The organism is Planomonospora parontospora (assembly GCA_014647935.1).
GTDB classification, from domain to species: Bacteria; Actinomycetota; Actinomycetes; order Streptosporangiales; family Streptosporangiaceae; genus Planomonospora; species Planomonospora parontospora.
This window is the reverse complement of sequence record BMQD01000048.1, coordinates 1-25494: the sequence shown is the minus strand read 5'-3', so window position 1 is coordinate 25494 and position 25494 is coordinate 1. Positions and strand designations below refer to the sequence as shown.

The 25494-nt window shown below is 68.1% G+C and carries 22 protein-coding genes; 11 read left to right on the top strand and 11 right to left on the bottom strand.

Annotated features, from left to right (window positions below):
- The first annotated feature begins 115 nt into the window (after positions 1 to 115).
- The 6 genes from IEZ07_RS33935 to IEZ07_RS33910 all read left to right on the top strand — a co-directional run bounded on the left by IEZ07_RS33935 (position 116) and on the right by IEZ07_RS33910 (position 9628).
- Positions 116 to 331, top strand: a complete 216-nt coding sequence (locus tag IEZ07_RS33935) for a hypothetical protein (RefSeq protein WP_191898546.1) — start codon at positions 116 to 118, stop codon at positions 329 to 331.
- A gap of 409 nt (positions 332 to 740) precedes the next feature.
- Positions 741 to 2609: a bifunctional DNA primase/polymerase gene (locus tag IEZ07_RS33930; protein WP_191898545.1), complete on the top strand. Its 1869-nt coding sequence runs from the start codon at positions 741 to 743 to the stop codon at positions 2607 to 2609.
- Between the two features lie 84 nt (positions 2610 to 2693).
- Positions 2694 to 3650: a hypothetical protein gene (locus tag IEZ07_RS33925; protein WP_191898544.1), complete on the top strand. Its 957-nt coding sequence runs from the start codon at positions 2694 to 2696 to the stop codon at positions 3648 to 3650.
- 85 nt (positions 3651 to 3735) lie between these two features.
- Positions 3736 to 4110, top strand: a complete 375-nt coding sequence (locus IEZ07_RS33920; RefSeq protein ID WP_191898543.1) for a hypothetical protein — start codon at positions 3736 to 3738, stop codon at positions 4108 to 4110.
- A 347-nt stretch (positions 4111 to 4457) separates the two neighbouring features.
- Complete coding sequence (gene mobF / locus IEZ07_RS33915; protein ID WP_191898542.1) at positions 4458 to 9110, top strand: MobF family relaxase; 4653 nt, start codon at positions 4458 to 4460, stop codon at positions 9108 to 9110.
- Between the two features lie 44 nt (positions 9111 to 9154).
- Entirely contained in the window at positions 9155 to 9628 is a 474-nt protein-coding gene (locus tag IEZ07_RS33910) for a hypothetical protein (protein WP_191898541.1), read from the top strand.
- A gap of 57 nt (positions 9629 to 9685) precedes the next feature.
- Here IEZ07_RS33910 and IEZ07_RS33905 read toward each other — a convergent pair whose 3' ends face one another.
- The 4 genes from IEZ07_RS33905 to IEZ07_RS33890 form a co-directional block, all read right to left on the bottom strand.
- Complete coding sequence (locus IEZ07_RS33905; protein WP_191898540.1) at positions 9686 to 10291, bottom strand: hypothetical protein; 606 nt, start codon at positions 10289 to 10291, stop codon at positions 9686 to 9688.
- A complete protein-coding gene (locus tag IEZ07_RS33900; protein WP_204054755.1) occupies positions 10288 to 12225 on the bottom strand; it encodes a type IV secretory system conjugative DNA transfer family protein in 1938 nt (645 codons plus the stop codon). Before IEZ07_RS33900 ends, IEZ07_RS33905 begins: the two co-directional genes overlap by 4 nt.
- Positions 12225 to 13463, bottom strand: a complete 1239-nt coding sequence (locus IEZ07_RS33895) for a hypothetical protein (protein ID WP_191898538.1) — start codon at positions 13461 to 13463, stop codon at positions 12225 to 12227. The genes IEZ07_RS33900 and IEZ07_RS33895 overlap by 1 nt, the downstream gene beginning before the upstream one ends.
- Positions 13464 to 13547: 84 nt before the next feature.
- The gene (locus tag IEZ07_RS33890; RefSeq protein ID WP_191898537.1) at positions 13548 to 13796 is read right to left on the bottom strand and encodes a hypothetical protein; all 249 of its coding nucleotides are present in this window, start codon (positions 13794 to 13796) and stop codon (positions 13548 to 13550) included.
- A gap of 123 nt (positions 13797 to 13919) precedes the next feature.
- Here IEZ07_RS33890 and IEZ07_RS33885 point away from each other — a divergent pair, with 123 nt between their 5' ends.
- Both IEZ07_RS33885 and IEZ07_RS33880 read left to right on the top strand, forming a co-directional pair.
- Positions 13920 to 14081, top strand: coding sequence for a hypothetical protein (locus tag IEZ07_RS33885; RefSeq protein WP_191898536.1), 162 nt, complete (start codon positions 13920 to 13922; stop codon positions 14079 to 14081).
- Positions 14082 to 14444: 363 nt separating this feature from the next.
- Positions 14445 to 15194: a ParA family protein gene (locus tag IEZ07_RS33880; protein WP_204054760.1), complete on the top strand. Its 750-nt coding sequence runs from the start codon at positions 14445 to 14447 to the stop codon at positions 15192 to 15194.
- Between the two features lie 1407 nt (positions 15195 to 16601).
- Here IEZ07_RS33880 and IEZ07_RS33875 read toward each other — a convergent pair.
- The 6 genes from IEZ07_RS33875 to IEZ07_RS33845 all read right to left on the bottom strand — a co-directional run bounded on the left by IEZ07_RS33875 (position 16602) and on the right by IEZ07_RS33845 (position 20831).
- The gene (locus IEZ07_RS33875) at positions 16602 to 17132 is read right to left on the bottom strand and encodes a hypothetical protein (protein WP_191898535.1); all 531 of its coding nucleotides are present in this window, start codon (positions 17130 to 17132) and stop codon (positions 16602 to 16604) included.
- Positions 17129 to 17476 (bottom strand): PadR family transcriptional regulator, encoded by a 348-nt coding sequence (locus tag IEZ07_RS33870; protein WP_204054758.1) that lies wholly within the window; start codon positions 17474 to 17476, stop codon positions 17129 to 17131. Before IEZ07_RS33870 ends, IEZ07_RS33875 begins: the two co-directional genes overlap by 4 nt.
- A 307-nt stretch (positions 17477 to 17783) precedes the next feature.
- A complete protein-coding gene (locus IEZ07_RS33865) occupies positions 17784 to 18218 on the bottom strand; it encodes an NUDIX hydrolase (RefSeq protein WP_191898533.1) in 435 nt (144 codons plus the stop codon).
- Positions 18215 to 19360, bottom strand: coding sequence for a TniQ family protein (locus IEZ07_RS33860; protein WP_191898532.1), 1146 nt, complete (start codon positions 19358 to 19360; stop codon positions 18215 to 18217). The genes IEZ07_RS33865 and IEZ07_RS33860 overlap by 4 nt, the downstream gene beginning before the upstream one ends.
- A 3-nt stretch (positions 19361 to 19363) precedes the next feature.
- On the bottom strand, positions 19364 to 20320 hold the full coding sequence (locus tag IEZ07_RS33850) for a TniB family NTP-binding protein (RefSeq protein ID WP_373868903.1): 957 nt from the start codon (positions 20318 to 20320) through the stop codon (positions 19364 to 19366).
- Complete coding sequence (locus tag IEZ07_RS33845) at positions 20211 to 20831, bottom strand: TnsA-like heteromeric transposase endonuclease subunit (protein ID WP_373868902.1); 621 nt, start codon at positions 20829 to 20831, stop codon at positions 20211 to 20213. Before IEZ07_RS33845 ends, IEZ07_RS33850 begins: the two co-directional genes overlap by 110 nt.
- Positions 20832 to 21268: 437 nt before the next feature.
- On the opposite strand from IEZ07_RS33845, the gene IEZ07_RS33840 reads away from it, so the two are divergent.
- From IEZ07_RS33840 to IEZ07_RS33830, 3 genes are all read left to right on the top strand, one after another.
- Positions 21269 to 21430 (top strand): hypothetical protein, encoded by a 162-nt coding sequence (locus IEZ07_RS33840; RefSeq protein ID WP_191898530.1) that lies wholly within the window; start codon positions 21269 to 21271, stop codon positions 21428 to 21430.
- A 287-nt stretch (positions 21431 to 21717) separates the two neighbouring features.
- Complete coding sequence (locus tag IEZ07_RS33835) at positions 21718 to 21945, top strand: hypothetical protein (RefSeq protein WP_191898529.1); 228 nt, start codon at positions 21718 to 21720, stop codon at positions 21943 to 21945.
- Entirely contained in the window at positions 21942 to 23180 is a 1239-nt protein-coding gene (locus IEZ07_RS33830; RefSeq protein ID WP_191898528.1) for a pentapeptide repeat-containing protein, read from the top strand. Before IEZ07_RS33835 ends, IEZ07_RS33830 begins: the two co-directional genes overlap by 4 nt.
- 1053 nt (positions 23181 to 24233) lie before the next feature.
- Here the strand turns inward: IEZ07_RS33830 and IEZ07_RS33825 are convergent.
- Positions 24234 to 24968, bottom strand: a complete 735-nt coding sequence (locus tag IEZ07_RS33825; protein ID WP_191898527.1) for a nuclease-related domain-containing protein — start codon at positions 24966 to 24968, stop codon at positions 24234 to 24236.
- Between the last annotated feature and the right edge of the window lie 526 nt (positions 24969 to 25494).

Here is a 25494-nt window from a genome sequence, read left to right as displayed (position 1 = left end):
AACGAGAGGGTCAGGTACGTGCGCGACGGGGGTCCGGAGCAGGTCAAGCACAGGTTTTTTGCGACACTCCAGCGGTCTGCATGCACAACAGCCTCACATGCGCCATGATCTCCCCATGGCTGGAATTCCGGGACGGCGGAAGCGGCAGAACGGGGCCGGCGGCAACGTGCCGCTGCAAACCCGCGTCCCTGCGCACGTCAAAGAGCGCTACGAGCGGGTGGCGAACAGCCGGGGCATCTCCCTGAGCAGGTTGTTCGAGGAACTGATCAACCACGTCGACCCGCATCCAGTCGCAGGCACCGAGACGTCACAGGAGGCCCGCGCGAGCTGAGCCCATAAAAACGTAGGGCCCCGGTCGTCTGACCGGGGCGCGCCCCTACAACCTCCAGCAGATGCCGCCTACGGGCTAACCATCCAACGGCGACATCTCTCATCCCAAAGCGGAGTACCAATCCGCTTCCGCCGAGCAGCGAGCCGGTTCCCAGCCGACGAGCTGCCAGTGACAAACGCCGGTTACCAGCCGGCCCTTTGTCATGCCTCTGTAAGGAGACCAGCCCACGATAACTCATGGGCGCCCGGCTAGCCCAACATGCCCGGAATCGGGTGTGTCACTCACGGACGACACCGGGTACGTTTCCGCTGCGTATCACGCGGCTTTACGCGCTCTGGCCCCCCGCGGCCGGGCGCGCGTTGACGCGCGCGACGACACCGGCGAGTGGACCCACTCCTATGACGCCACGGTGAAGCTCGGCGAGCTCCCGCCGATCGGCCCGTTCGCCTGGTATCTGGCCAACCGCGCCCACGAGTTCGAGTTCATCGTGTTCGATCTGGACCGTGGCCGCGGGGACGTCGAGCGCGATGCCGCCGAGCTCATGGAGCTGCTGGAAGCCGCCGACGTCCGGTATCTGGTGTGCGTCTCCGGGCCGGGCCGGGGCCTGCATGTGTGGGTGCCGGTGGTTCCCACGGCCGCCGCGGTGGTGCGCTGCCTGGCCCGCGCCGCCGCCCGCCGCCTGCCGTCGCTGGACCTCAGCCCCCTGACCAACCCGAGGACGGGATGCGTCCGCCCGCCCGGCGCCCCGCACCGCCACGGCGGCATCTCCACGCCGGTCGACCAGTGGATACCGATCACCCCGCAGGCCGCCGCCGCCGTCCTGGCCGAGCCCAACGACGGCCAGGCCCTCAAGCGCCTGGCCGTGCTCTTGGACGCTGCTACGCCCGAGCCCGCGCAGATCGAGGCCGAGGCCGTACGGACGATCGAGCAGGGCCCGCGCGGGCCGCGCCTGGCCGGGCGCCGGCACCCGTGCGACGTGGCCGAGCTGCTGGCCACCACACCCGAGGCCGAACGTGGGCATGCCCAGCTCGCCCGCATCTTGGTGCGTCTGGCGCTGGCCCGCTGGAGTGCGCCGGAGGCCGTGCGGTTGCTGGAGGCCAACCTGGAGGCGCCGGGGCTGATCCACCTTCGCCGCCAGGGCGGAGCCCGCAGCCGACTCCGTGGGCCCGGTGAACGCGCCGCCCTGATCGCTCGCCAGTGGGACCGCGCCGTGGCGTACGCCGCCACGCTCCGCCCGGAGGCCGCGCCTGTCGACGGCGCCCAGGACGACGTCGAGCAGAGCGCGCCGGCGGAGGACTGGGACGCCCGCCTGGCCGCCGTGGTGCCGCTCGTGGCCAGCGTGCGGCACGCGATTGCCGCTGAGCCGAGCCGGTGGAGCACCCAGGCCGGACCGGCTGATCGCCGGGCCCTGGAGTACGTACTGGAGCTCGCCCTGGACGCCGTCAGTGACGAGATCGAGGTCGACTGCCGTCGTCTGGGCCTGGCCACCGGTATGGGCCGCAGCACGGCCGCCCGAGCGCTTCGCCGCCTGGCCCTGGACGAGTGGCTCAGCCTGGCCGTGGAGGGCGAGGGGCAGCGGGCCCACCGCTACCGCGTGCTCCCTCGGACGCTCGAAGACGCCGCAACGACCGATCCCGCCGAGGCCTTTGCAGAGGGTGGGACACAAGGGAACCCACCCCAGGTGAGAGAGGTCCGCCGACACCGGGTGGCCCGGGAGCATCTCCGGGAAGATCTACGCAGCCGCCGCGAACTCCTCAGCCACGACGTGTTCGCCCACCCGTGCCCCGCACAGGGCCAGGCCGGACTAGGGCGCCATGTAGCAGTCACCACCGTGGCGCTCAGCACCGGTCTTTACAAAGTAAATGACCTGGTGCGGGCGACCGGCTACAGTCCCCGCACGATCCAGCGGCACCTGGAGATCCTCCAGACTCACCGACTCGCCCGGCGCAGCGACCGGCCGACCCCGGGCGCGTGGCGGCGCACCCGGACCAGCCTGGCCACTGTCGCGGCCCGGATCGGCTCAGCCGGCACCACCGAGCGACGCCACCGCGCCTACAGCATCGAGCGTGACACCTATGCCTGGTGGCTGGCCGAACTCGCATGGATGACAACCAAGGGCAAGCGTCGACGAGCGACGCCCGGTCAAAGCCGCCTCGTGCTTGCCGGTCTGCCCCGCTGGGGGAACAGGGACCGCTACCCACGCGACCACCGTGGCCGAGCCGACCACCGAGCGGCGCGCGTCGACCTGGCCATGCAACGTCTCGGAGCCACCGCATGACCGCGCTACACGACTGCACCCCGCCGCGGCCCACCATTTCATAGCTTGCATAGCACAAATGAAATCAATGAATACGGGGGAGACATGATCGAGACGACAGAGCAGCACTCCGAGGCAGGGATGTGCCGATATCCCGGATGCCCCGCGCCGCCGGCGCCCGCACCGGCAGACAAGCCCGGCCGCCGACCGTCGTACTGCGTCGACGCGAACCACACGCCCCTGACCGCCTACCGTGAGCGCCAGCGGCTAAAGAAGGCGGCCGTCGGCGATCCGAGCGCCCCGACGCCGGAGGACCTGGACCGACCGGTGAGCCTCAGCCAGGTCCGCGCGGGAGAGCTGGTGGGGCGAATTGAGGCGCTGGCTGTAGGGCTTAGTGAGGAGCTCGGGCGTGTGCTCGTCGAGCTGCGGACCGCCGGCGATCCGGATGCCGCGGCCGCGGAGGTGAGCGCCGCCGCCGAGCGCGAGCAAGCCGAGCGGGAGCAGGCCGACGCCGCCGCCGAAGATGCACTCCGCCGCGCAGAGGAAGCCGAGGGGCAGGCCCAGCGAGCAGTCGAGCAGCTCGCCGCCGAGCGCGAGGAGATGCGGACGACGATCGAGCAGACGCAGGCCGTGGCCGCCGAGCAGATCCGCCGGGCCGAAACTGAGCGCGACGACGCCCGGAGCGAGGCCCGCGCCGCGACCGAGCAGGCCCGCGCCGACCTCGCCGCCGAGCGGGCCCGCGCCGCCGAGCTCACCGCGCAGGCCCGTGCCGAGCGCGAACAAGCCGCCCAGCAGATCGAGCAGGTTCGCGCCGATGCCGAGCGAGCGCGCGCCGCGATCGAGGCGGCACACGCCGAGCAGTCCGAAGCGGCGCGTCGTACGGCCGAGGCCCTGGCTGATGCCGCGCGCGCGCAGGAACGCCGGGCCGAGATCGCCGAGGCCGCGGCCGAGCGCGAGCGCGCCGCACGGGGCACGCTGGAGGAGGCTCTGGCCCAGGCCCGTGCGGAGCTCGCCCGGATGCGCCCGCAGGCCGAGCCCGTCGACCCCCGCGAAGAGGAGTGATCATGCCTCTGTCCGAGCGGTCTGAAAGGTCATGGAAGGACGGCGTCCTGGTCGACCAGGAGCGCCATGCCCAAGAGGAGGCACGGTGATAGGGGATCTTCTACTCGCCCTCGGGACCATAGTCGTGGGCCTGGGGGGCGGGACGCTGGCGCTGTGTCGCTGGTACGACCTGCGGACGCAGCGACGGGCACGGCCGGCGGAAGCGGCACAGCTGGAGGGAGAGGAGTACGTCGTCACGGTCGAGGGATCGGACTGGCGCAGCTCGGGATGGATCATCGCGACCTGGCCGGAGGTCTCCGCGTGGGCCGCCGAGCAGTCCCTACGGCGTGACGTCGATCGGGTGGATGTCGAGCACCAGACCCCGGACCGGCCCGGCTACGTGACCATGTGGACGTGGGATGAGGGCCGGGAGGCCGGAGTGGAGCACCGCAAGGGACTGCTTGCCGTCCGGGCGTACTGACGCCGGACGGTGGAAACGATCAAGCCCCGCCATTCTCGTTCTTTGATCATGGCGGGGCTCCGGAAGCGCCACCGTTCCCGATCATGACCGCCCCCCTCATGCGTAACACACCGTAACCCCTCTCCGCTCCCCATCTGGCCTCCCCCGCCGCTCTCTCTCCATCCCGATCACCACCGCTCTCCCCCTTTCCTCCCTCCATCTCCGCCTCTCACCGCCTGACCTCCACATCTTCTTTACCGCCCTCACTCTCTCCCTCCCTTCTCACAGCACACCGAGGCATTATCTAATGATCATGGTAGAGTGAGCGTACGCCGTTGATCGTGATCACGTCGTGAGAGGAGGCCCGGGTGCTGTCGATCGCCGTTGGCTACGACCCCGGGTACCTCACGGCCAACGTTGCGCCGGGTGCGGAGAACTACTACCTGTCCGCCGTTGCTGAGCACGGAGAGCCACCGGGCATTTGGACCGGCGCCGGGGTGGAGACCCTGGGGTTCGTGCTCGGGGCGGAGGTTGAGGCGAAGGCGTTCGAGAAGCTGTACTCCACGTTTCTTGATCCACGTGACCCGAACTTTCTGAGTGAGGACGTGCCAGATCAGGACAAGGCGCGTCTTGGACGCAAGCCGCCGACGTACAAGAAGTTCGAAGAAGCGCTGGCGGCCAAGCTGGAGGCCGAGCCGAACGCGAGCCCCGAGCGGCGCCGGGAGCTGGAGATCGAGATCCGCAGGGAGCACCGCGGCGCGGTGTACTTCCTGGATCTGACCTACTCGCCGACCAAGAGCATCACGCTCTTGCACGCGGGGCTACAGGTCCGCGCCCAGCAGGCCAAGGACGCTGGAGACCTGGCGCAGGCCGCCCGCTACGAGGAGCTGGCCGGCAAGGTCTGGGGTGCGGTCATGGACGGCAACCAGGCCATGCTGGATTACTACCAGGACGCATGCGGGACGAGCCGGGCCGGCTACCACGGCAAGAGCGTGGAGGGCCGGTCGACTGGCCGGTGGGTGGATGCTCCCAAGTGGGTGGTGGCCAGCTTCCGCCAGCACACATCGCGTAACGGTGATCCACAACTCCACGTTCACAACGCAGCGCTATCGCGAGTCGAGTGCGCTGACGGAGAGTGGCGGTCTTTGGACTCGCGGGCGATCCACCGGGCGCGGCCGGCGGCCGCCGCGATCGCCGAGCGGGTCACGGCCGAGGCCCTGGTCCGGGAGCTGGGCGTGCAGTGCCGGGCCCGCGCGGACGGCAACGGGTTCGAGGTTGTCGGCGTGACGCAAGAGCTGATCGACAGCTTCTCCAGTCGCCGGGTCGATGTGCTGGAGGGCACCGAGCGGGGCGACGGCCTGAAAGCGCGTATCGCCCAGTACGAGCGGGACCACGGCCGGGCCCCCTCAGCGCGGGCGTTGTTCGCGATGGCCCAGCATGCGACCAAGGCGACCAAGCGCGGCAAGCCCAAGGGTGAGGTGCCGTCGCGGGAGGAGGAGTTGCGCGCCTGGCAGCAGCAGGCCACAGCCACCGAGCGGGAGGGCCTGGCCGCCATCCCGGACCAGGCGCTCGGGCGGGTCGATGTCGAGGCGGAAGCCGTCGAGCTCGGGGACAAGGAGATTCACCGGGTGCTGGCCGCCGCGGTGGCCGAGGCCCAGGGCGAGAGCGCGGAGTTCACCCCGTACAAGCTGACCCGGATGATCAATCGGCATCTGCCGGAGTACCTGGGTGGGCTGGAGCCGCAGCAGGTCACGCGCCTTCTGGGGGAGTTGACCGAACAGGCGATGGCGCCGGGCAACCGGTACGGCGTGCAGAACATCGTGATGCCGGATGCGGTGGAGCCGCCGGCGATGTTCCGCCGGGCGGACGGGCGCAGCGTGTATGCGGCGCCGTGCGCCGGGCGGTTGACCACGGATCGGCAGCTCGCGCGGGAGACCGGTCTGCTGGAGGCCACGCAGAAGAGGGGCGCGCCGAAGGTGGCGCCGGAGCGCGCCGCGGCGTGGCTGGGGTGGGAGCAGGTGCCGGGCGTGCAGGTCGAGCGCGCGGGCAGTGCGCCGGGGATGGAGCTGTCCGCGCCGGAGGGGGACCTGGCGCGCGCCGCCGCGCAGGGGCAGGCGCGTGACGGATCGGTTGCCCGTCGTCATCGGCCGGACCAGGATCGAGCGGTCTACAACATCGCCACGTCAGGCCGTCAGACCGACATCCTCGTCGGCCCGGCGGGCTCGGGTAAGTCCTACACGCTCAACAAGCTGCGGGAGCTGTGGAAGGCCGAGGCGGGCGGGCGGGTCATCGGCCTGGCCCTGAGTCAGAACGCGGCAAACGTGCTGGTCGCCGAGGGGTTCGACGAGGCGTACAACATCGCTCAGTTCCTTGACCGTCACAGGCGCGGGCAGATCCAGATCCGGGAGAACGACCTGCTCGTGGTGGACGAGGCCAGTATGGTTCCCACCCCCCAGTTGGACACGATCCAGAAGATCGGCGACGAGGCCGGAGCGAAGAAGGTGTGGGCCGGTGACCATGCCCAGCTCACGGCGCCGGAGGCCGGCGGCATGATGCGCCTGGTGGTGTCGGAGTACGGCGCCCAGGAGCTCACGGTCGTAGAGCGGATGAAGGAGCCATGGGAGCGGGAGGCGTCGCTGGGGCTGCGTGAGGGCAGCATGGAGGCCCTGGAGGTCTACGACCGCCACGGCCGCATCATCGAGGGCACCCGCGAGCAGATGGAGCACGCGGCCGCGCGCGCGTACCTGGCTGACTACCTGCAAGGACATCAGAGTCTCCTGATCACCTCCACGAACGAGAAGGCCAGCGAGCTGTCCGGGCGCATCCGCGAGGAGCTCGTGCGCTACGGCAAGGTCCAGCCTGACGGCATCCCCTTGCGTGACCGCAACGCGGCCGGAGTCGGCGACCTGATCACCGCTCGCGACAACGACACCAAGGTGACGATTGGAGACAAGAAGCGGCCGCTCTCGAACCGGGACGTCTTCCAGGTGACCGGATTCACCCCGGCCGGGGGCATCACGGCCCGCCTGATCACCAAGGACGGAACCGGCCCGGAGACGTATCTGCCGTACGAGTACGTTCGCGCCCATGTCGAGCTGGGATACGCGGGCACGATCCACGCGGCGCAGGGCCGCACCGTCCACGGCTGCTACGGCCTGGTCGACGAGCGGACCTCGCTGGAATCGCTGTACGTGATGCTGTCGCGGGGCGAGGCCCGCAACCAGGCCCATGTGATCACCCCGACCGAGCGGGCCGCCGACTTGAGCCGGGACCCGGATATCGCGCCGAGCCTGAAGGACCGGCGCGTGCCAGACCTGGAGAGTGGCATCCCCGGCGCGAAGGCGGCGCACGAGGGAGTGCAGGCGGCGCAGGAGGCAGCGCCGACCGTCAACCGGTGGACGGTACTGGCCGGGGTCCTGGAGCGCGAGGACGCTCAGCCCACCGCGATCGAGGCCGTGCGCGCCGAGCAGGACCGGCCCACCAACATGGCCGTTGTCGGGTCGCAGTGGATGGATGTGGTGCGGACCATCGGCGCCAAGCGCGTCGACGAGCAGCTCCACGAGCTGTTGAGCCCGCAGGACTACGAGCGCATCACCGAGGACCCCGCCCGGTCGGCGGTGATGACCGTTCTGCACCGTGCCGAGCTGGCCGGCCTGCCCGTCGCGCAGGTGCTGGAGGAGGCGGTGCGCGAGCGCGATTTCGAGGGCGCGCGATCCATCGCGGAGGTATTGCACTCGCGGATCGAGCGGCGCATCGGCGGCGCGGAGCCGGAGGCTGCGGCCACCTGGCAGGAGCGGACCCCGGATCTGGGCTCGCCGGAGGCCAACCGGTTCGCCCAGGAGCTCGCGGAGGCCATGGACCGGCGCGTACTGGATCTGGGAAGCCGGGTGATCGAGCAGCGGCCGGAGTGGCTGGCGCCGTTCCTTGGCGAGGCCGAGACGCCGGGCACTGCGGATCTGGCGCGCGCCTACGACGTGGCCGGCGCGGTGGCCGCCTACCGTGAGCAGTTCGGCTATGACCACCCCAGCGACCCCATCGGGCCCGAGCCGGGCCGCAGTCAGCCCGAAGCCCGTGCCGCCTGGCGGACAGCGTTCAAGGCGCTCGGGTGTCCGGAGGCGGATCGGGACATCACCGGCGCGACCGATGGCCAGCTTTGGGTCACCCGCGCGGCCTATGCGCGTGAGGCGCAGTGGGCGCCGGAGTACGTGGCCGACCAGCAGCGCGCCGCCGAGATCAGCGCGCATCATCTCGCCGGCGAGGCGGTATTGCTGGAGCACGAGGCGCGCGCCGCCAGTGACCCGGCGCGTCGCGAGGCGCTGGAGGCTAAGGCCCGCGCCACGGCGTTGCTGGCCGGGCAGACCGACCAGCGGCGGACGGCGCTGGGGTTCATCTCGAAGGCCCGGGAGGCATGGCACCAGGCGACGGCAGACAAACGCCTGGCCGCGATCCGCGCCGATGAGGAGTTGCGCCGCCGCTACCCGGACGCGGACATGCCGCCGTTGCATCCGGACGGGCCGGTTCCCGACCGCGAGCAGGCGCAGAGAGAGGCCGCCGAGCAGGCCGAGCGGGACGCCGAGCGCGGACCGATGCCCGGCCAGACAGAGCTGTTCACCGTCTCGGAGCGAGAGCGCGTCGAGGTGAAGGCCGAGCCCGAGCAGGCCCGCGAGCTGGAGCAGGCACCGGAGCGCGAGCACGTCGAGGCCGGCCCGGTTCAGCTAGAGCTGGATCTAGGACTGGTGACCGCACCCGTGGAGGGTGTGCTGGCCGAGATGCGCGGATCGCTGGAGCGTGCGCGGTATGCGGCGCGGGTCGTCGAGGAGCGTGAGCGCACCGCTGAGCGGGAGGCCGCCGAGCCGGAGCGCCGTCTGGAGGAGCCCGAGGTCTCCCGGGAGCGGGATGCCGAGCGCGAGCATGAGCGGGAGAACACGCCGGAGATGCTCGCCCGTAGCGCCCCGAGGCTGGAGCAGGAGCCGATGAGCCGACCCGCACCGCAGATCGAGCTCCCGGGGATCGAGCGGTGACCGGCCCTGGAACAGGACCCGGCGACGCGGTTACCGTGGCGGGTATGGCCAGCAGGGGCGCCGAGCCGTGGCGGTTGAGCGATCAAGAGCGGATCGAGCTGGTCCGCAAGCTGAATCTCCCGCAGAAGGAACAGGGCCCGCTGAGCTGGAGAGAGCATGAGGAGCTTGACCTTCTGCCGTTCATTCGGCCGCCGGCGCAGGTGGAGGCGATCGAGCGAGAAGCGCGGGAGGAGCTCACCACCTACGTGAGCAACCCCGACATGGTCGATTACCGGCAAGGCATTTTGGATGCGATTGCCTGGGCACGCGGTGAACGCGCCCAGGCGCCGGTCTCTGGCCAGGTGGCGCGGTTCCAGCCGCCTACGTACAACGAGCTCGTCAACGAGGTCTCGTTCATCGACGACGTGTCATACCGGCGTGTTCGGCTCGCACGCCCTCCGTCGTCGTTCTACAGCAGTGGGGTTGGCCAGACGTTGTTATGGCTGGTGGGCTACCTGGACGACCCTCCTACCCGATGACCATACGAAAAGGTCCCCGCACCGATCGGTGCGGGGACCTGTCGCTTTCCGGGAGCGCTATTCCTGGGCGGCGAGCTGCTGGAACTGCTGGACTCGAGCGGCGACCGCGCGGGAGTCGTCCCGCACCCGTGACGGCGGCTGATGGTTGCTGGCGCATGCCTTGTGCTGGGAGGAGATCCTGCGCAGCACTGCCGGCAACGCGCGGGTCAGGTAGTCCAGCGCATCCGTGGCCCGGCCGCCGGACCATAGGTAGGCCGTCTGCCAGCCGCAGTACAGCGCCGACAGGTCATCGACGATGTCCGGGTGGAAGCTCCAGCAGATGGGCACCGCCAGGGGCACCTCTGGCCGCAGGTACAGCACCTCAGTGACCCAGTCGGCGAGCTCGGCCAGGCGCTCGGCCCGCTCGGCGTAGGTCATCGTGGTCCAGCACCAGGGCCGAGGCTTGGGCTCGGAGCTGTCGCGGCGTTTGATCCCTTCCAAGGTCTCGGCCAGCTCGTTGACCTGGCCGACCAGCGCCGCCAACAGGTCCTTGTTCAACTGCGTCTGCTCAAGAGCGGGCTTGCTGGCTGCGATGGCGGCTTTGAGCTCGCCCATGTCGGAGGCGAGCATGGTGACAGCCGTCAGCACGTCACGCAGCTCCACCGCGGGCCCCTCAACGGTCATGCGTTCTCTCCGTTGCTATCAGGACGGTCCCAGGGACGGCGCTGATAGGGCGGGCGCCGCCGCCGCAGCTCATCCTCCGGGAAGGGAGGCTCCACCTCCGACTCCGGGACCGCGCGGGGCAGATCCGGCTGCGTGGGGGCGTCCTCCTCCAGCGGAGGGGTCAGCACCGGTGCCGCTGGCGCGGGCTCGTCCAGCGCGCGGGCGATGCGGCGCCGGGTGATCTCGTCTTCTCGGTCGAGTTGGAACGCCGCACTGTGATCCAGCAGCGGCAACGGCACCGGCCGCCCGGCCTTGACCCATGCCTTGTGGTCGCGCCGCTTCCAGACTCGTTCGAGTCGCACGATCGTGGGTTTCGCGTTGCTGCGCACGACCACCGCGTGCCATTCCGGCAGCATGCGGATGTGCTCGGGCGGGAGGACCGGCACCAGTTCCGGACGGCGGTGGCTGCGACGCTTGCCGTCGGCGTCGGTCGACTCTTCCGAGGTGTAGATGTTGACCTTGCCGCACAGATCGGAGATCTGTTGCAGGTCCTCGGCATCGGAGATGGAGGGGAAGAACATCTTCGCCTTGGCGGCGTTGCGGATGGTCTTGGCCCCGTTCTCACCCCAGCGCTCTTTGAACTGCGACCAGGACTGTCCGATGAGGATCATGTTGATACCGAACCCGGAGGCCGTGGTGGACCAGGCGTCTACCGGAACGGGGCAGATGTTGGCGATCTCGTCCAGGACTAGGGTCAGCGGCGGGTCCAAACGGCTGCCCTTGCGGCGGGTCGCCACCCGGCAGGCGGTTTCGTAGATCTCCCCCAGCAGCGCGGCGAACAGCGGCGGCGTGGGGGTGTCGGGGTTGTCGCTGGCCACCATGTACAGCGTGCCGCGCCGCTTGAGGAACCGCACGATGTCGAACGACTCGCTCGGCTCCGGAGTGACGGCCCAACGGGTCGCCGGCGACTCGACCACCCGCAGGCAGTTCGTCAAGGTCAGGGCGATGGACTTGCGGGCATTGTCGTAGTTGGTCAGGTAGCCCTGCGCGATGCTGGCGGCGATCTCGGTATCCAGACCGGGCCAGCGCATCGACAGGATCTTGACGGGTGTCGTGTCGAAGGTCGTGACCCACCGGTAGACGTCGACCAGGGAATAGCCCCCCAGCGCGGCGGCGTGCAGCATGGCGGCCAAGACCTGGGATGCCTGGTTGCGCCAGAAGTCCTTGTCGGTGACGCCCTTGGCATCCACGGCCCGGACCATGTTCGCCGCGCGCCGGATCGCGGTGAACGGGTCCTCGGAGCCGGGCACCGGTGACCATCGGATGGTCGACTCCCAGTGGCCTACGCGCTCGGGGTTGAAGGTGGTCACGTGGCTGCCGCGCTTGGCGCGCAGGCCGGCGGTTTCGTCAACGAGGTCACCGCGGATGGAGGTAGCGACCACCGCGCCGGGCGCGTCCACGATCCGCCCGCAGGCCCACGCCGACTTTCCTTCCTTCGGCGGGGCGAGCACCAGCACGATGTCTTCCATGGTCGAGAACACCCGGACGGGGAAGATCCAGCCCTGAGCCCAGCCCAGGAACGTGGTGTACTCGCGCGGATCGGCCAACAGTCGGCGCCACCAGCCGCCCAGGCTCGGCCGAGCCTGGCGGGCGACCTTCCGGGCCGCCGGTCCGCCGTACTTGCGCCACAGGTGGAAGCGGTGGGCGAATCCCGGCCCGGGGTACAGACGCAGCTTCAACCGCCAGGTCAGGGCCAGGCCCCGCCGGAGATGCGGGTCCTGCATGCGGCTGACGACCACACCCAGGCCCGCCATGATGACGACGGCCAGGACGAGAATCCAGCCGTAGCGCAGGACCAGATCCCATATGTCGATCTTCTGGAGGTCAGGGAAGACAGGGCTTTCGGGGAGAATCCCCTCCGGAAGGGGAGTGTTCAGGAGCATCACGCGGTGCATCACCTCACAGCCTCCTCAACGGTACGGCTGGGCACCGACGTTCCGGAGACGCTGAGCTGCTCGTCGACCCACCGGCCGAGCTCACGGCGCGCGGTCCCCTCGTTGTAGTCGATGCGCTCGGCGATGTCGCGGGCGATGGCCGGCGCCGTGCCCCGATCGAGGTAGACCGCCGTTCCCTCATAAAGCGCCTGGTAGATCCGGATGAGTGCCTGGACTTTCGTCTCTCCGGGCAGCACCCGCCGCAGATCGGCCTGCGCACGCTCGCGCTGCTCTTTTTCCGCCTGGAGTGCTTCGTAGGCGGTGCGGATCTGCGCCAGCTCGGCCGCGGCCTGCTCCCGCTCAGCCCGTGCCGCGGCCGCCAGTTCCTCCGCCTGCCGGGCCGCCGCCGTCGCTTCGGCGTGGATGCGCTCGGCCTGTGCGCTGGCCGCGTCCGCCTGTTCGATCGCCGCCGCCGCTTCCAAGCTTGCCCGGGTACGGCCCGGCGCCAGCGGTGCGACGTCGAGCACCCATTCCCGCAGGCCCGCCCAGGTGCCACGCCAGTCGAGGAGGAGCCGGACGAACCACAGCAGTGCGCGCACGGGAGCTACCAGCAGCCTGGCCAGCCAGACCAGGACACCGGTCAGGATCGGCGTCTCATCCATGGGGACGCCGAGCCGATGACCGGCCCACCGCCGGACTTCGATGATCAGTGTCTCCAGCATCCATGCCAGGGAGATGGGCGCGATGATCGCAACCAGGATGCCCTCCAGCGTGGACGGCGCGTAGAGGATCTGCGCACCGAGCGACAAGCCGAAGAACACCAGGACGCCGAGCCGGGCCCGCAGGGAGGACTGGCCGCGCAGCGCGGCGACCAGCGCCACGAGGGCCATGGCGATCCAGCCGACATCCGGGAGCGCCGCGACGATGTAGGCGCGGATCTGGTCCAGGTCGGTGAGCGTGGTTCCCGTGTGGTTGTGCTTTTCGGCGAACAAGAGCTGTGAGGCGTAGGTGACGAAGCCAGCACCCACCATCGCGGCGAACACCAGGACGCCGGCGACGCCGAGCATGCGCCCGGACAGGCGGTCTCTCTTGTCCTTCGACGTGCGGGGATTGACCTTGTACTCGCGAATCTCACGTACGCCCTCCCCGTTCGACCAGGGCGTAAGCGGGGATCGCTCCCCATAGGAGGGCGATCCGTTGACGGGATGGTCCCCGCCGTCGTCAGGGCGCACACCGCGTCCTAGGCTGATGTTGAACATCAGGAAGTCCCTTTCTGGTGGTTACCCCGGGCGGCGGCGTAGTTCCGCCAAGATCCAGCGCCGTCGTCCGGGTGTGAGATGCAGCTAGAGGTCTCTCTTGTCCATGTATTCCTCTAGGGCCCGATTGATCAGGGTTTCCACATTGATGTCTTGAGCTGCCGCCGCCATCCGCACCCGTCGGCGAAATGAAGCCCGTACACGAGTGTTGATCTGCACGATCGGGTCCGCCGCGGCTTCCGTGGGCGGTGCCGTCACCATCTCCTGGTCCCCCTCTTCCTTGTCCTCCGGTTGCTTCACCCGGTCGTTCCTCTCCTCCTCATAGATCTGTAGCATGCTCTTCCCAGGGCGACCGCTAGCAAGAGACCGCGCTACCTGTCGCCCAAAACGACAATGCCCCGCGGCGCCAACCCGACCAAGAGCTGCGCCACGGGGCCCCTCTTTCAAGGGAGGTCCATCATGGCACGAACCCGCACGTACGATCCGGGCCGCAAGTACACCGGAACCTGGCCCGGTGGGGAACCGCAGAGCATCCGCGACGCCTACGACAAGGAGTTCTCCAAGGAGCAGGCCGACCGGCAGGCCGCCCGCGACGCCGCCAAGAAGAAGGGCGACAAGTGATGGGGAAGCAGCAGCCGCCGACCCCCGCCTCCAGCGGACCCAAGCCGGTCAGCGAATGCCCGACGTGCGGCGGCAGCACTACCAGCCCCGCCACCTGCAAGCACCCGCCTAAGCCGAAGATCCGTCGGTAAGGGGTAGGGCAGAGTGATCGAGGCGCCCAGGCACTCACGGCCTGGGCGCCTCCTGATGATCTAAGAACGATCTGCGGAAGTCAGGGGAGCCCTGGCGAGCTCTTCGCCGGGGCTTTCACTATGCCTTCCCCGCAGCTCAAGACCCACCATGCAATTACGCATGTAGAAATGCCCTCATGCCGACATGCTCCCGTGCTCGTATGTCTGCCTGCGCCCCGGCATAATCCCCTTCATGCAGCACGCCCCCAATCCCGCTGGCGCTGGCCACGTCGACATCACCACCGTCCTGGCCTACAAAGGCGGCGTAGGCAAGAGCCTCCTTGCGTACGAGCTCGCGTACCTCCTTGACGCCGTCCTCATAGACCTGGACTGGGACCGCGGCGGCGTGACCCGTCAGTGGGGATACCGCCACGAGGACCGCATGCGGGCCCCGCTCCTGGACGCCATCGACAAGGGCCGGACGCCGGTCCCGCTTCAGGGCTACCGCAAGCCCCTCCTGGTCCCGAGCCACCCGGATCTGGCCACCAACCAACCGGCGGCCGACGTCATGGCCGATTGCCTGGAGCAGTGGGCGCGCGCATGGGGGCGCCCGGTGGTCGTCGACACGCACCCGGGCGGAGGACCGACCACCTACGGCGCGGCCAGCGCCGCTCGCGTGGTCGTCTCCCCCGCGGTCCTGGCCACCCGGGAACTGGAGGCCACGGAAGGCATGCTGGAGGAGCTCGCGGACTATCCGCTCCTGATGGTCCCCAACAAGGTGCCCCGCGTGCCTCCGGCCGCAGAGTTGAACCGGCTCAGCCGCATGGTCACCAAAGCCAACGTGCCCGTAGCCCCGCCGGTCTCCTACTACTCCTGGTTGGAGCGACGAAAGATCCGCATCGCGGTCACCTCGTATGATCCGGTTCCGGCTCGTGTCCAGCCGCTCAACGACGAGCTCCGTGTCGTGGCCGAGGCGGTGAAGTCCTATGCCCGAGCAGCCTGACAACGGTTTGGCCGCCATGCAGGCCCGCAGGGAGAAAGCCCGCCAGGGTCGCACTCCACCGCCGCCCCGCAACCCCCGTCGAGCAGACACCTCCGCCGGTCCGGTCGAGGCCGAGCAGGCCCCGCCGCCGCAGCCTGCTCCGGAGACCGCGGTACCGGCCGCCGAGCCCGCTCCCGAGCCGCAGTCGGCGCCGGCACCGCGCGCCGATGCTGGCCAGCGGGGGCCCGGCAGCCGCCGACGCCGGTCCTCCGGCATCGAGGCCGAACCACGCGAACCCGGCCGCGGCGGAACCACACTGCGGCTCGCACAGGTCTATATCGACCCGGACCTGGAGGCATGGCTGCGTACCGTCCGGGCCACGGCTCTCCTGGCCGGCGCCGACGTCAGTGCCAGCGCCGTTGCCCGCCTGGCGCTGCGCGCGCTGAAGGACTCGATGACGCCAGAGGAGCTCGTCCGGCTCTTGACCAGTAAGGAGAACCAAGCCCCCAGGAGCGGTCCCGGTCGCCCTCGACGCTGAAGTGCAGTCACTCCCTTGCACGTCAGCAGGGATGCATTTCTACATGTGTAATTGCTGACATGGACATTGGAGGACATTCCTATAGGCATGCCGAACTTCAATCGTGTCGCCACCGCCCGCACCGCGCCAGGCCTGAGGCCCAACACGCCGAGCTGGTCCCGACGCCTAGCGTGCCGTCATTGAACAGGCTCCCGGCCCGGCGCCGCAGGCTCCTCCCCCGGACCGGGAATCCGGAGGTAGTCGACTATCAGGTCAGCGGCCCGATTCGCGCCGCTGACCTGTGTGAGTAGCTCTTTTTGAAGCTCCGGATCATGAGCCAGCCGGGTATGGGAAACGGCGTCTTCAACCGCCCGGTGGAAGGCTCGCTGCGCCCGAGCGATCTCTTTCCGCCGCATGTTCCCAAGGCGGGCAGGTCGCTCACGCTCAGCCAGGCGCACACTGGCCGCCGCAGACGCCACCCGCCCAAGGAACCACTGGACATCGGCCGGCGTCGGGTTCGCCAGACCCATACGTACGAAAAGCCGGTTGAGACCACTCATGTTCCGTACCTCCGCAGTGGTGAGGGACGCCTAATCGGACCCATCATCCGTCACCCCGGCCGGGAGTGACAGCGCCACAAGCCCGCTGCCCGCGCCACCCTGCTGGGCTGGCGCTGTCAGCTGGCCATACACCCACCGCAGGCAGATCATCGGCTGACTACATTTCTGCATGTATAAATGAACATATGCGGAAGGGCGGAGAGGAGTCTGCCGAACCACCGCGCCGCAGCCCGGCAGACCCGATGAATCTACATCGTAAAGACGCTGTGCTATTCATGATCTTCCTCATTCGTGGTCAGAGATGAGGGAGATCATCGTCGTGCTTGTCAGGCGAGCACCGTCTTTGGGCTGCTATCGGTACGGCACCCCATGTGCTTTCAGCTCCCGGCGGACCGAGTCGCTGTTCTCCTGGCCCTGCACCACCTTCCAGCGCGGACTGAGCCTCTTCGCTATCACCCTGAAGGCAAACGCATCACTCCGCGACTCGATCACGGCTATGAGGGTCCCGTCAGGCAAGTGATGTATGGGGGCACTTACGGTGAGTCGCGCGAACACGCGGACGCAGAGCGATTCGGGTGCCGAGCGGAGAAGGAGGCCGCAGAGGATCTCGAGGAGCCTGCCAGAGCTCAGCATCCCCCAGGCGCGATCCGCGGCAGAGCTGGTCAGGAAGGCGATCGCCGTTCCCAGCTTGAACAGCTTGCCGGGGCGGTCATTGATCACGCGTGTCAGCTCGGCGCCCCGAGCTTCGGCTAGCTCTGGATCGCTGTAGCGCCAGCGCGCGGAGAGGCGGACCAGCTTGCCGGCCAGCCAGGGCGAGATGTCGCACATCTCGTTAACGATCAACCCCAAGAGGACGCCGAGGAAGATCTCTATTCCGCTCAACGGGTTCCTCCCGGCAGAAGCATGGACAGCCAGGCGAGCGGGGCGAAGCCGAAGGCGGGCCGCGGTTGGAATGCGGACGGCCGACGTTCGGCGAGGAGCTCACGGGCGGCGAGCGCGCCCTCACCGGTCAGGGTGTAGAAGCGACGCGGCGGTCCTGGTTCGCCCTCCGGGAGGACCTCCCACCGGCCTTTGATCATCTTGGCCGCCTCCAGGCGGTCAAGGACCTTGTAGACGGTCGGCCCGGCGCGACCGGTCGACTTGATGATGGCCCAGCCGTACAGTTCTTCGCCTTCCTGTAGGGCGCGCACGAGCACTTCAAGGACATCGAGCGTTGGTGCGGTCACCCGCTGAATCCCTCCTGACATACCTCTATATTACATAGGTGAAATAAGAAGTGGGGCGAGCTTGGGCCGTGTCGCGTTGAGTTGCGATAAACCCCGCTTAACGCAATCCAGGATCGCCGGGACACCTGATCGGCTGTCCTGTGCCAGGGGATCGTCTTCGGCACCAGTGCCGTGACCTGGGATGAGGAATTTCAAGTGGCGAAGCGCACCCATGAGAGGTGGGCATGTGCCCGCCGGGCAGGGCAGGCTCCGCCATTGGATCTTGCTCAGTCACAAGTTTGGCGATTCGGGCGGTAGTCGCGTGCGGTCAGTCGAAGAGCACCCCGAGTAGCGCACCTTGGCCGGACTGGAGGACATGAGCGTCTTCCAACGGGATCCAGAAACACTCGAAGTTGGTGGGGTCCTGTTCGCCGTCGTGGAGTTCCTGACTGGCCCATCGCTCTGGCGTGGGCTCGGTGAGCTCCAGGTGAAAGACGTGGCGGTGCTGGATCTCGAAGCGGTAGGGGCTGATGTCGTAGGTGACCTCACCGAGCTTCCGGAGGATTCTGAATTGGGTGAAACCTGTCTCCTCCCGTGCCTCGCGAAGAGCGGCGTCCTCCGGTGTCTCCTCCGGCCGGATGCTTCCAGCGGGGACTTGAATTCCGACCTCCTCGTAGCTGAAGTCGGTGTGCCGGAAGACCAGCAACCGTCCGTCACGAACGATGTAGCACAGCACCTTGTCCTTAATGATTTTGCCTGTCATGGGTTCCTTCCCGTTTTGGGAGTGAGCATCGCTGCGGTGAGCGCGATGGCGTCGGGGTATTTCGCCGCGTCGATGTAGGCATCGTGATCGTCTGGAGTGCCTTTGCCGTGGTTGGTGCTCTGCAGGATGAGGAGCCGATATCTCCAGTGGGCTGGGAGGGATGCTGGCGATCGTGGCCAGGGAGGGACCTCCCTGATGGCGGCCTGGTAGGCGAGCATGAGCTGCTGGGGTTTGTGTCGGTGGAGAAGGCGGTTGGCCCGGAGCTGAGCGATGGTGATCTCCGGGCAGGCGGCGAGGTCGAGGTGAGGCTGGCCTGGATCGCTGAGCCAGATGCGGTGGCGTGTGCAGATCTTCTGGTGAGCGGGCAGGTGGACGGCGATGCGCTCGTTGATTCCGCGGCGAGCGGTGCAACGCCGGCAGGCCGTAGTGGCGCGCAGGGGGCTGGCCTCATCGTTGTGACGGAAGGCTGGCAGGGCGCGTGCGAGGCTGGTGGTGGTGATGGCCGTGAGGTGAGCAAGGGCGAGCAGCGCGTCTGCGGTTTCGGGGACGAGCGCGTGGTGTTGGGCGCGGTCGTTGCGGTTGTTGACCTTGGTTGAGAACCAGGTGGGCAGCACGGCCAGGACCTCGGAGACGGTGAGGTGATTGGCGTGGGCGAGCCGTGTCAGATAGGAGATGAGCGGCTCCCCGGCAAGTGGGGCGACCCGCCGTGGCAGCACCGGCGCGCGCTGGAGAGCAGGGACAAACGGGCGCGGCGTTTTGGCGATGCCGTCGTCGGCCAGGGCCTGCGGGGAGTCCTTGTTCGGATCAGCTGGCCGATGGTCTGGCGGCGGCAGCCGGCGTTGAGCAAGTTCGCGGTAGAAGGTCGCTCGGCTTCCCTCGAAGCCGAGCTGGGTCACCTCTCTGAACAGAGCGCTGGGTCGGAGAATCGGATCCTCGAAGAACCGCTGCCGGCAGTAGTTGGCGAGGAGATCGGTGAGCAAGCTCGGTCTTGGAGCCCGCACTCCAGGCGTCCTGTCGCCGTTGAGGTAGCCGCGGATGGTGTTCTGGCTGTGGCCGAGGCTGGCTGCAATCGCGCGTGTCGACCACCCGGCCGCGTGCAGGGTGAGAATCTCTTCAGCCCGCTCTTGAGGCAGCATCGACATCGGTCATCTGGTGGGCGGGTGCGGGTTCTGGGAGGTGATGTCGGCGTCGACGACCTCCAGAGCCTTCTTGGTGATCTTTTCGGTGCCGTCGAGGACGGCGTTGATGGCAGCGCTGCGGATGAGCCAGAGCAGGCTTCCGATCATTCCGTGGGTGCGTTGGTGCAGGTAGCGATCAAGTTTGATAAGGGTGCCGGATTGGTGGTGATGGAGGCGGAGGCTGTCTTCCAGAGCAGCGATGAGGGCGGTCCACTGCTTGTCCTGGCCGAACGAGCCGGTGCGGACCATGCTGAAGCGCCCGGCGATCTGTTCGCCGCGGGTGCCGGAGAGCAGGCCGGTGCGTTCCAGGCTGATACCCGCGTAACAGAATGTCGCGGGGATGCGTTCGGAGAAGTACTTCAGAGTGTCGGAGGCTTCGGCGCCCGCCCGGGTCGAGATGTTGAGGTTGTGGAGTTCGTCGATCGCGACCAGGCGGACGCGGGCGTCGATGCTGACGCCGCAGACGGCGTCGGCGATGTCGGTGATGTTGCCTCGGCGTGAGATGGGCAGGTCGAAGAACCGGGCGAACTCCATTGCGATCATCTTGGGGGTCGCGGCGGGCGGGACGGTGATGTAGATGACCGGGATGTCCGCGGCCGCGTGTGAGTGGCGGCGCCGGTGGATCACTTCGATGGTCTTGCCGAGTTGGGTGAGCGCGGTGGTCTTGCCGGTGCGGGCGGGTCCGGAGACCATCAGCCCGCAGCGGCCATAGTGGGCGTGTTTGTTCAGCTGGATCAGGCGGCGGCCGGCGGTGATGACCTGACGGATCGTGGGGGTCTGGACGATCAAGAGCCGGGCGTGGTGGTCAACGCGGTCATCGTCGTAGCAGCCGCGTTTGTCGTCGTCCAAGCCTGCCCAGAGTGCTGTGGGAAGCAGGTCTGGAACAGCGGGCATCTCGGTGACGAAACCGCGCCAGCCCGCCAGGGTGGTCAGCTGCAGATGCTCGAACTCGCCAGAGGGTTCGCCGGAACGGGTCGGGCGGTTCACCACCGCTTGTCCGCTTCGGCGAAATGTTTGCTCGCAGGACCGGGTCGATCTCGCCCACCCGCCGGAACTCCCAACCCGCCAGGTCACACAGCTGTGCGGTCACCGCGAACGCCTCTACGTCCTTGTCCTCGATCCGGTCATCGGCGCGGACGTCAACGACAACGCCGCTCCCGTCCGCCCGGCGGGCGAAGTAGTCCGGCGCGTGCCGTCGCTGACCCCGCTCACCCTCCCAGCGCAGCCAGAACGGCTGAGAGGCGATCCCCACGATCTCCTGGTCAAAGTCCAAAGCCTGCACATGATCGCGTTCCAACCACGACTCGTAGCCGACGTGTCGTCCGGTCGTCGCCGCCCACCACCAGCCCGGGTAGTGCCCGAGCCCCGGGGACCAGCGGAACGAGCGCACCGGCCTGACCTCCTCGAACCGAACCGCCGAGCAAGACGAGGACACCACTCGGCACGCCGCCCCCGTCGCATCGATGAAGTGCACCTCGACCGGCCACGCAAGGCCCTTGAACCACTCGGCTGCGGTACCACCCACAAGCCACCACCCCAGCCAAAACGATCAGCATCCGAGCAAACCGTAGTGGCGGAACCGATCCCGTGAGCAAGATTCACTGACAAAGAGGAACAACAACTGGCACAGGACATCGGCGGCCCGACCTCCTCTTGTCCTGTCTCACTGAACTTGAGGCAGTCTCACCGGATCTGAGCATCCTGCCGTTCGTCTCAGCGACCTGATGCATGATCATCTAACGGAAGGCGCCCCAGTGACATTCCGCGCCCGCGAGTTCATGATCCTCACTCCCCATCATCTTGGGGACGACTACCAGGCAGTATGCGCCACCCTGGGGCTCGATGCCCATGGCGACGGGTGGGGACTGCTGCTTGGACGGCAACCCCATCACGCTGCTCACGGCCGACGTGGCCTATACACAGATGCTGGCGGGCGCTCCAGCGGAGACCCGCAGCGGCCTGACCATCCCCGAAGGGGTCTTCCCGCTCATGCGGCCAGGTTGGTCAACGGTGAACATGCCTCATGATCAGTGAGACGCTTTCCGGTCTGCATGTCTCATGCAATCCGAGGCACCGCAGGTCAAGCCCTTCCCCTACCTCAAGTTCAATGAGACAGAACACCTCTCCGGCGAGCGGCGGTTCCGCGGGCTTGACGGCCCGGGACGATTGAGTCCATAATCGACCCGCCGGGCAGTAGCATGCCCGAATTCAAAAGCCTCGACGGCCTTGCCGCTCGGGGCTTTCGTCGTTTCCGGCCTCGGTCGGTCCACTCGGACCGCCGGGGCCTTTTTTATGCCCAAAACGGAGCTAGGAGGACAAGGATGTCGGACGAGACGATGGTGATCCTGGCCGGAGCCGGAACGGTGGTGACCGTGGCACTGATCATGGGCGTGGTGGCCGTCGCGCTGCGCGCGCTGAACCGCTGCCCGTCCGAACAGGTGCCCGCGGTGCTGGCCGGCCTGACCCGCTTCGCCGGGGTGCTGCTGCGCTCGCGGCGCGTGGCCGGCGGCGCGGCTCCGGCGAGCCTGGAGCAGGAGGAGGCCCGATGAAGGCCGCGCGCCGCCGTGCAGCACCGGAAAACCCCGACCACCGCCGGGTCGATGACGATGACATGATCCGCACGCTGACCATCAACCTCGTCCGTACCATCGTCGGATTGCCCTGGCCCCAGCAGTTCGAGCTCGTGCGCCGCCTTGGACTTTCCCCCGTACCAGCCAGCCCGGAGGCCGATGCGGAAACTGGTGATGACCTACCCGCCGACCTTCTCACCCTGCTGGCGACGATGGTCCGCGATGCGCCATGGATGCGGGACTACACGCTCGGGCCGCTGATCTGGCGCCCGATCGCCAAAGCACTGCGGCTGGCACTGGTCCAGCTCGCCGGGTGCTACTTCCCCGAAGCCGCGCGCCTGCGCCCACCCGAAGACATACCGGACCTAGACCCCTCGCTAGAGATCGCGGTCCGCCGCCTTCTGGCCGGCGCGAACCTGACCGGCGCGGACCTGGCCCACGCGGACCTGTCCGGCGCGGACCTGACCGACGCGTACCTGTCCGGCGCGGACCTGACCGACGCGGACCTGACCAGTGCGGACCTGATCGGCGCATATCTAAGTAACGCGAATCTGACCCGCGCGAGCCTATGCGACACAGGCCTACGTAACGCGGACCTGACCGGTGCGAACCTGACTGGCGCGGACCTGACCGGTGCGAACCTGGTCCGCGCGGACCTGTCCGGCGCGCACCTGATCGACGCGCACCTGACCGGCGCGGACCTGACCGACGCGCATCTGGTCCGCGCGGACCTGACCAGCGCGGGCTTGATCGATGCGGACCTGATCGGCACGGTCTTGATCGATGCGGACTTGACCGGCGCAAAGCTGGCCCGCGCGGACCTGTCCGGCGCGGACCTGTCCGGCGTGAAGCTGATCGGCGCAGACCTGACCGGCGTGAAGCTGATCTATGCGAACCTGACCGGCGCGGACCTGACTGGTGCGGACCTGACCCGCGCGGACCTGACCAGCGCGGACCTGACCGGCGCGGACCTGACTGGTGTGAATCTGACCAGCGCGGACCTGACCGGCGCGGACCTGACCCGCGCGGACCTGACCCGCGCGGACCTGACCCGCGCGGACCTGACCCGCGCGAATCTGACCAGCGCGGACCTGACCCGCGCGAAGCTGACCGACATCCGCACCCTCAGTCCACGTCCCAAGGGTGCGATTCTCGCCAATGTAATCGGCCTGCCAACGTCCTGGACCAAACAGGATGGATGGAGGTCGGGGTGAAGCGGAGCACCCGTGTAGGGCTTAACGCACCTCAGAAATAGGTCATACCGGGCACGGTCGGGGGAAGGGAAGCACTCATGTCGTCCAGAAAACGCGGCTAGCTGTCGCATACGCCCCTGCGGATGTCAGTTGCATTTCTGTACTACAAAGGCTCCTCGCTTAACTAGTCACACACGCGCATATCGCCCATAAGGCCTAAGTTGTCGCGCTTGAAGAAACGGACATGTCTGCGTCTTTGTCGTCAAACCATCCGGCCTCGTTGCTCCGGACGAAAAGAGGCCTTAGTTTTGCCCCCGCACAGTCAGGATCGTTCGGACGAGCTCGCCGGACGGTCCGGCGAGGCACCCGGCGCCCAGCCGGGAGAACAGGTGGTTCACATCCGTGACAGCGGAGGGAACCCCTCACGAAGGACCCGGGACTGACGACGTCAGCAAGGCGGCGGTACGGTACTGGAGGACCCGCACGTATCTCGCTTACGCGAGGTTCGGCCTGTGGGTGCTCTGGATCGTGATCGGCGTCGGCGACATCCCGCCCGGCGATCCCCTCCTGTAGGAGGGGATAGGGCCTCCTGCCGAATGGATCCACAGCCATATGAGGGCAGGAGGCCCTTCCACGTTCAACACCAAGCACGATGTCTCAGAACTTGGCGGCGTCATCCTATGAGGACACCGCTTGCTTGTCATCAACGAACGTTGTATCAGCCGCAGGGACACGTCATTTGCTGATACTAAATTTGTTGAGAGTCCGCGTCGGCGGAGTGCTGAGGGCCAGCTCCCATGCCATCACGCCGCCCTTACGGGTCTCTCCTACCCAAGAACAAATCAGTACATCGATCCCATCCATGCAGGTCAGAGCAGTCGCATTTCTACATGCAGAAATGCCCACATGCGAGTATGGCTGGGCCGGGCTCTAGTGCCCCTGGGGGCTCCGCCGCCCCCAGACCCCCGCGGGGCGGACGCACCGTCCGCCCACCGGGCGCGCACCATCTCTCCGCACACGGCGGACGGCACATCCGCTCTGTGCCCAGCTGCCGGCCGCCGTAGGTGGTCGAGATCAACCGGTGTACGGCGGGAACAGACGCTCGGCCGCCGCACTCAGCCGGGCAACCTCCTCCACCGACAGCCGAGCGCCGCCCCGAGCGATCCAGGGCCGTACCTGGGAGGCCCGCAACAGCGGCACGCCGTCGACCTTCATGACCCGCAGCAGGGGCACGTTGGGTCCGTGGATCGCCAGGACCGGAGTGACCTCCACCGGCCGGCCGACCGCCGCGCCGAGCAGGTCGGAGACGCGCCGCGTCTCGAAGAGGACCGAGCGCACCGCCTTGTCACCCCAGGTGCCGCCGATGTGGACGTACCGGCCGCGCCGGGTGATCCGCTTGTCCTTGCTCCAGTTCTTCGTGTCCACCACGAAGACCCCGTTTTTCCCGATCACCAAGTGATCCACATTCGCCCGGGAGTTCGGGAGCGCCCGGTCGTGGAGCACCGTGTATCCGCGCCGCCGCAAGGGGCGCAGCATCCGTGCCGTCTTGCGCTCGCCGGCCGCGCCCTTGCGCCAGGTCCGCACCGCCTCATGGGTCCGCCACCGATACACCGCATCGACCAGGGCGACGAGCACCGCGGCGGCCAGGCCCGCCAGCCAGCCCCACACCCAGCCGACCACCACAGCGGCGACCAAGGCCAGGACCGCCCGCAAGATCAACCGCTGACGACGACCCTCCGCCCACAACTCGCGGTAGCGCGCCTGAGCCGAACCGCCGGCGCCGGACGTTCCAGGACGGGACACGGCCATCGGACGACCTCCGGAGGGGGACGGAGACGAGCACGAGGGGAACGCTTTCACCGTAGGCACGCGCTCCGACAGTTCCTCCGCAGTAGTGCGGGGATGTCCGGATGTGGCCATCGGCCGCGGATACCTGCAGGTCTCTCCCTCCCCCCGCTGCCCGATGATGCGCGGCACCCGGTCCCCGTCAAGGGCGCCTACGGCGTCGCTCCGCGATGGCCTACGGCCACCCTTGACCGGTCCCGGGCGGCAGTCGCGCAGATGGGCAGCTAGCGGGGGCAGGGGGAGAGTGGGGGAGATCGCTCTGTGCGGCTCATGAATCGGCAGGTCAGCAGGGGGATACCGTACCGGACCCGAAGCGGTCCCCCTGCTTACGCTCTCGCAGGCCCGACACAACCCTTCCGGCGGGTGACCAATCCCGCCACATCTGACCTAAACATGGCATCCTGTTACACAAGCAACTTGGCTAGGTGTTAACGAGAGGGTCAGGTACGTGCGCGACGGGGGTCCGGAGCAGGTCAAGCACAGGTTTTTT

Coding starts and splice junctions, on each gene's coding strand:
- IEZ07_RS33830 (WP_191898528.1), top strand. CDS start 21,942: ATGAAGGCCGCGCGCCGCCGTGCAGCACCGGAAAACCCCGACCACCGC.
- IEZ07_RS33880 (WP_204054760.1), top strand. CDS start 14,445: ATGCAGCACGCCCCCAATCCCGCTGGCGCTGGCCACGTCGACATCACC.
- IEZ07_RS33835 (WP_191898529.1), top strand. CDS start 21,718: ATGTCGGACGAGACGATGGTGATCCTGGCCGGAGCCGGAACGGTGGTG.
- IEZ07_RS33825 (WP_191898527.1), bottom strand. CDS start 24,968: ATGGCCGTGTCCCGTCCTGGAACGTCCGGCGCCGGCGGTTCGGCTCAG.
- IEZ07_RS33860 (WP_191898532.1), bottom strand. CDS start 19,360: ATGTCGATGCTGCCTCAAGAGCGGGCTGAAGAGATTCTCACCCTGCAC.
- IEZ07_RS33905 (WP_191898540.1), bottom strand. CDS start 10,291: ATGACCGTTGAGGGGCCCGCGGTGGAGCTGCGTGACGTGCTGACGGCT.
- IEZ07_RS33865 (WP_191898533.1), bottom strand. CDS start 18,218: ATGACAGGCAAAATCATTAAGGACAAGGTGCTGTGCTACATCGTTCGT.
- IEZ07_RS33885 (WP_191898536.1), top strand. CDS start 13,920: ATGGCACGAACCCGCACGTACGATCCGGGCCGCAAGTACACCGGAACC.
- IEZ07_RS33935 (WP_191898546.1), top strand. CDS start 116: ATGGCTGGAATTCCGGGACGGCGGAAGCGGCAGAACGGGGCCGGCGGC.
- IEZ07_RS33900 (WP_204054755.1), bottom strand. CDS start 12,225: ATGCACCGCGTGATGCTCCTGAACACTCCCCTTCCGGAGGGGATTCTC.
- IEZ07_RS33925 (WP_191898544.1), top strand. CDS start 2,694: ATGATCGAGACGACAGAGCAGCACTCCGAGGCAGGGATGTGCCGATAT.
- IEZ07_RS33910 (WP_191898541.1), top strand. CDS start 9,155: ATGGCCAGCAGGGGCGCCGAGCCGTGGCGGTTGAGCGATCAAGAGCGG.
- IEZ07_RS33890 (WP_191898537.1), bottom strand. CDS start 13,796: ATGCTACAGATCTATGAGGAGGAGAGGAACGACCGGGTGAAGCAACCG.
- IEZ07_RS33895 (WP_191898538.1), bottom strand. CDS start 13,463: ATGTTCAACATCAGCCTAGGACGCGGTGTGCGCCCTGACGACGGCGGG.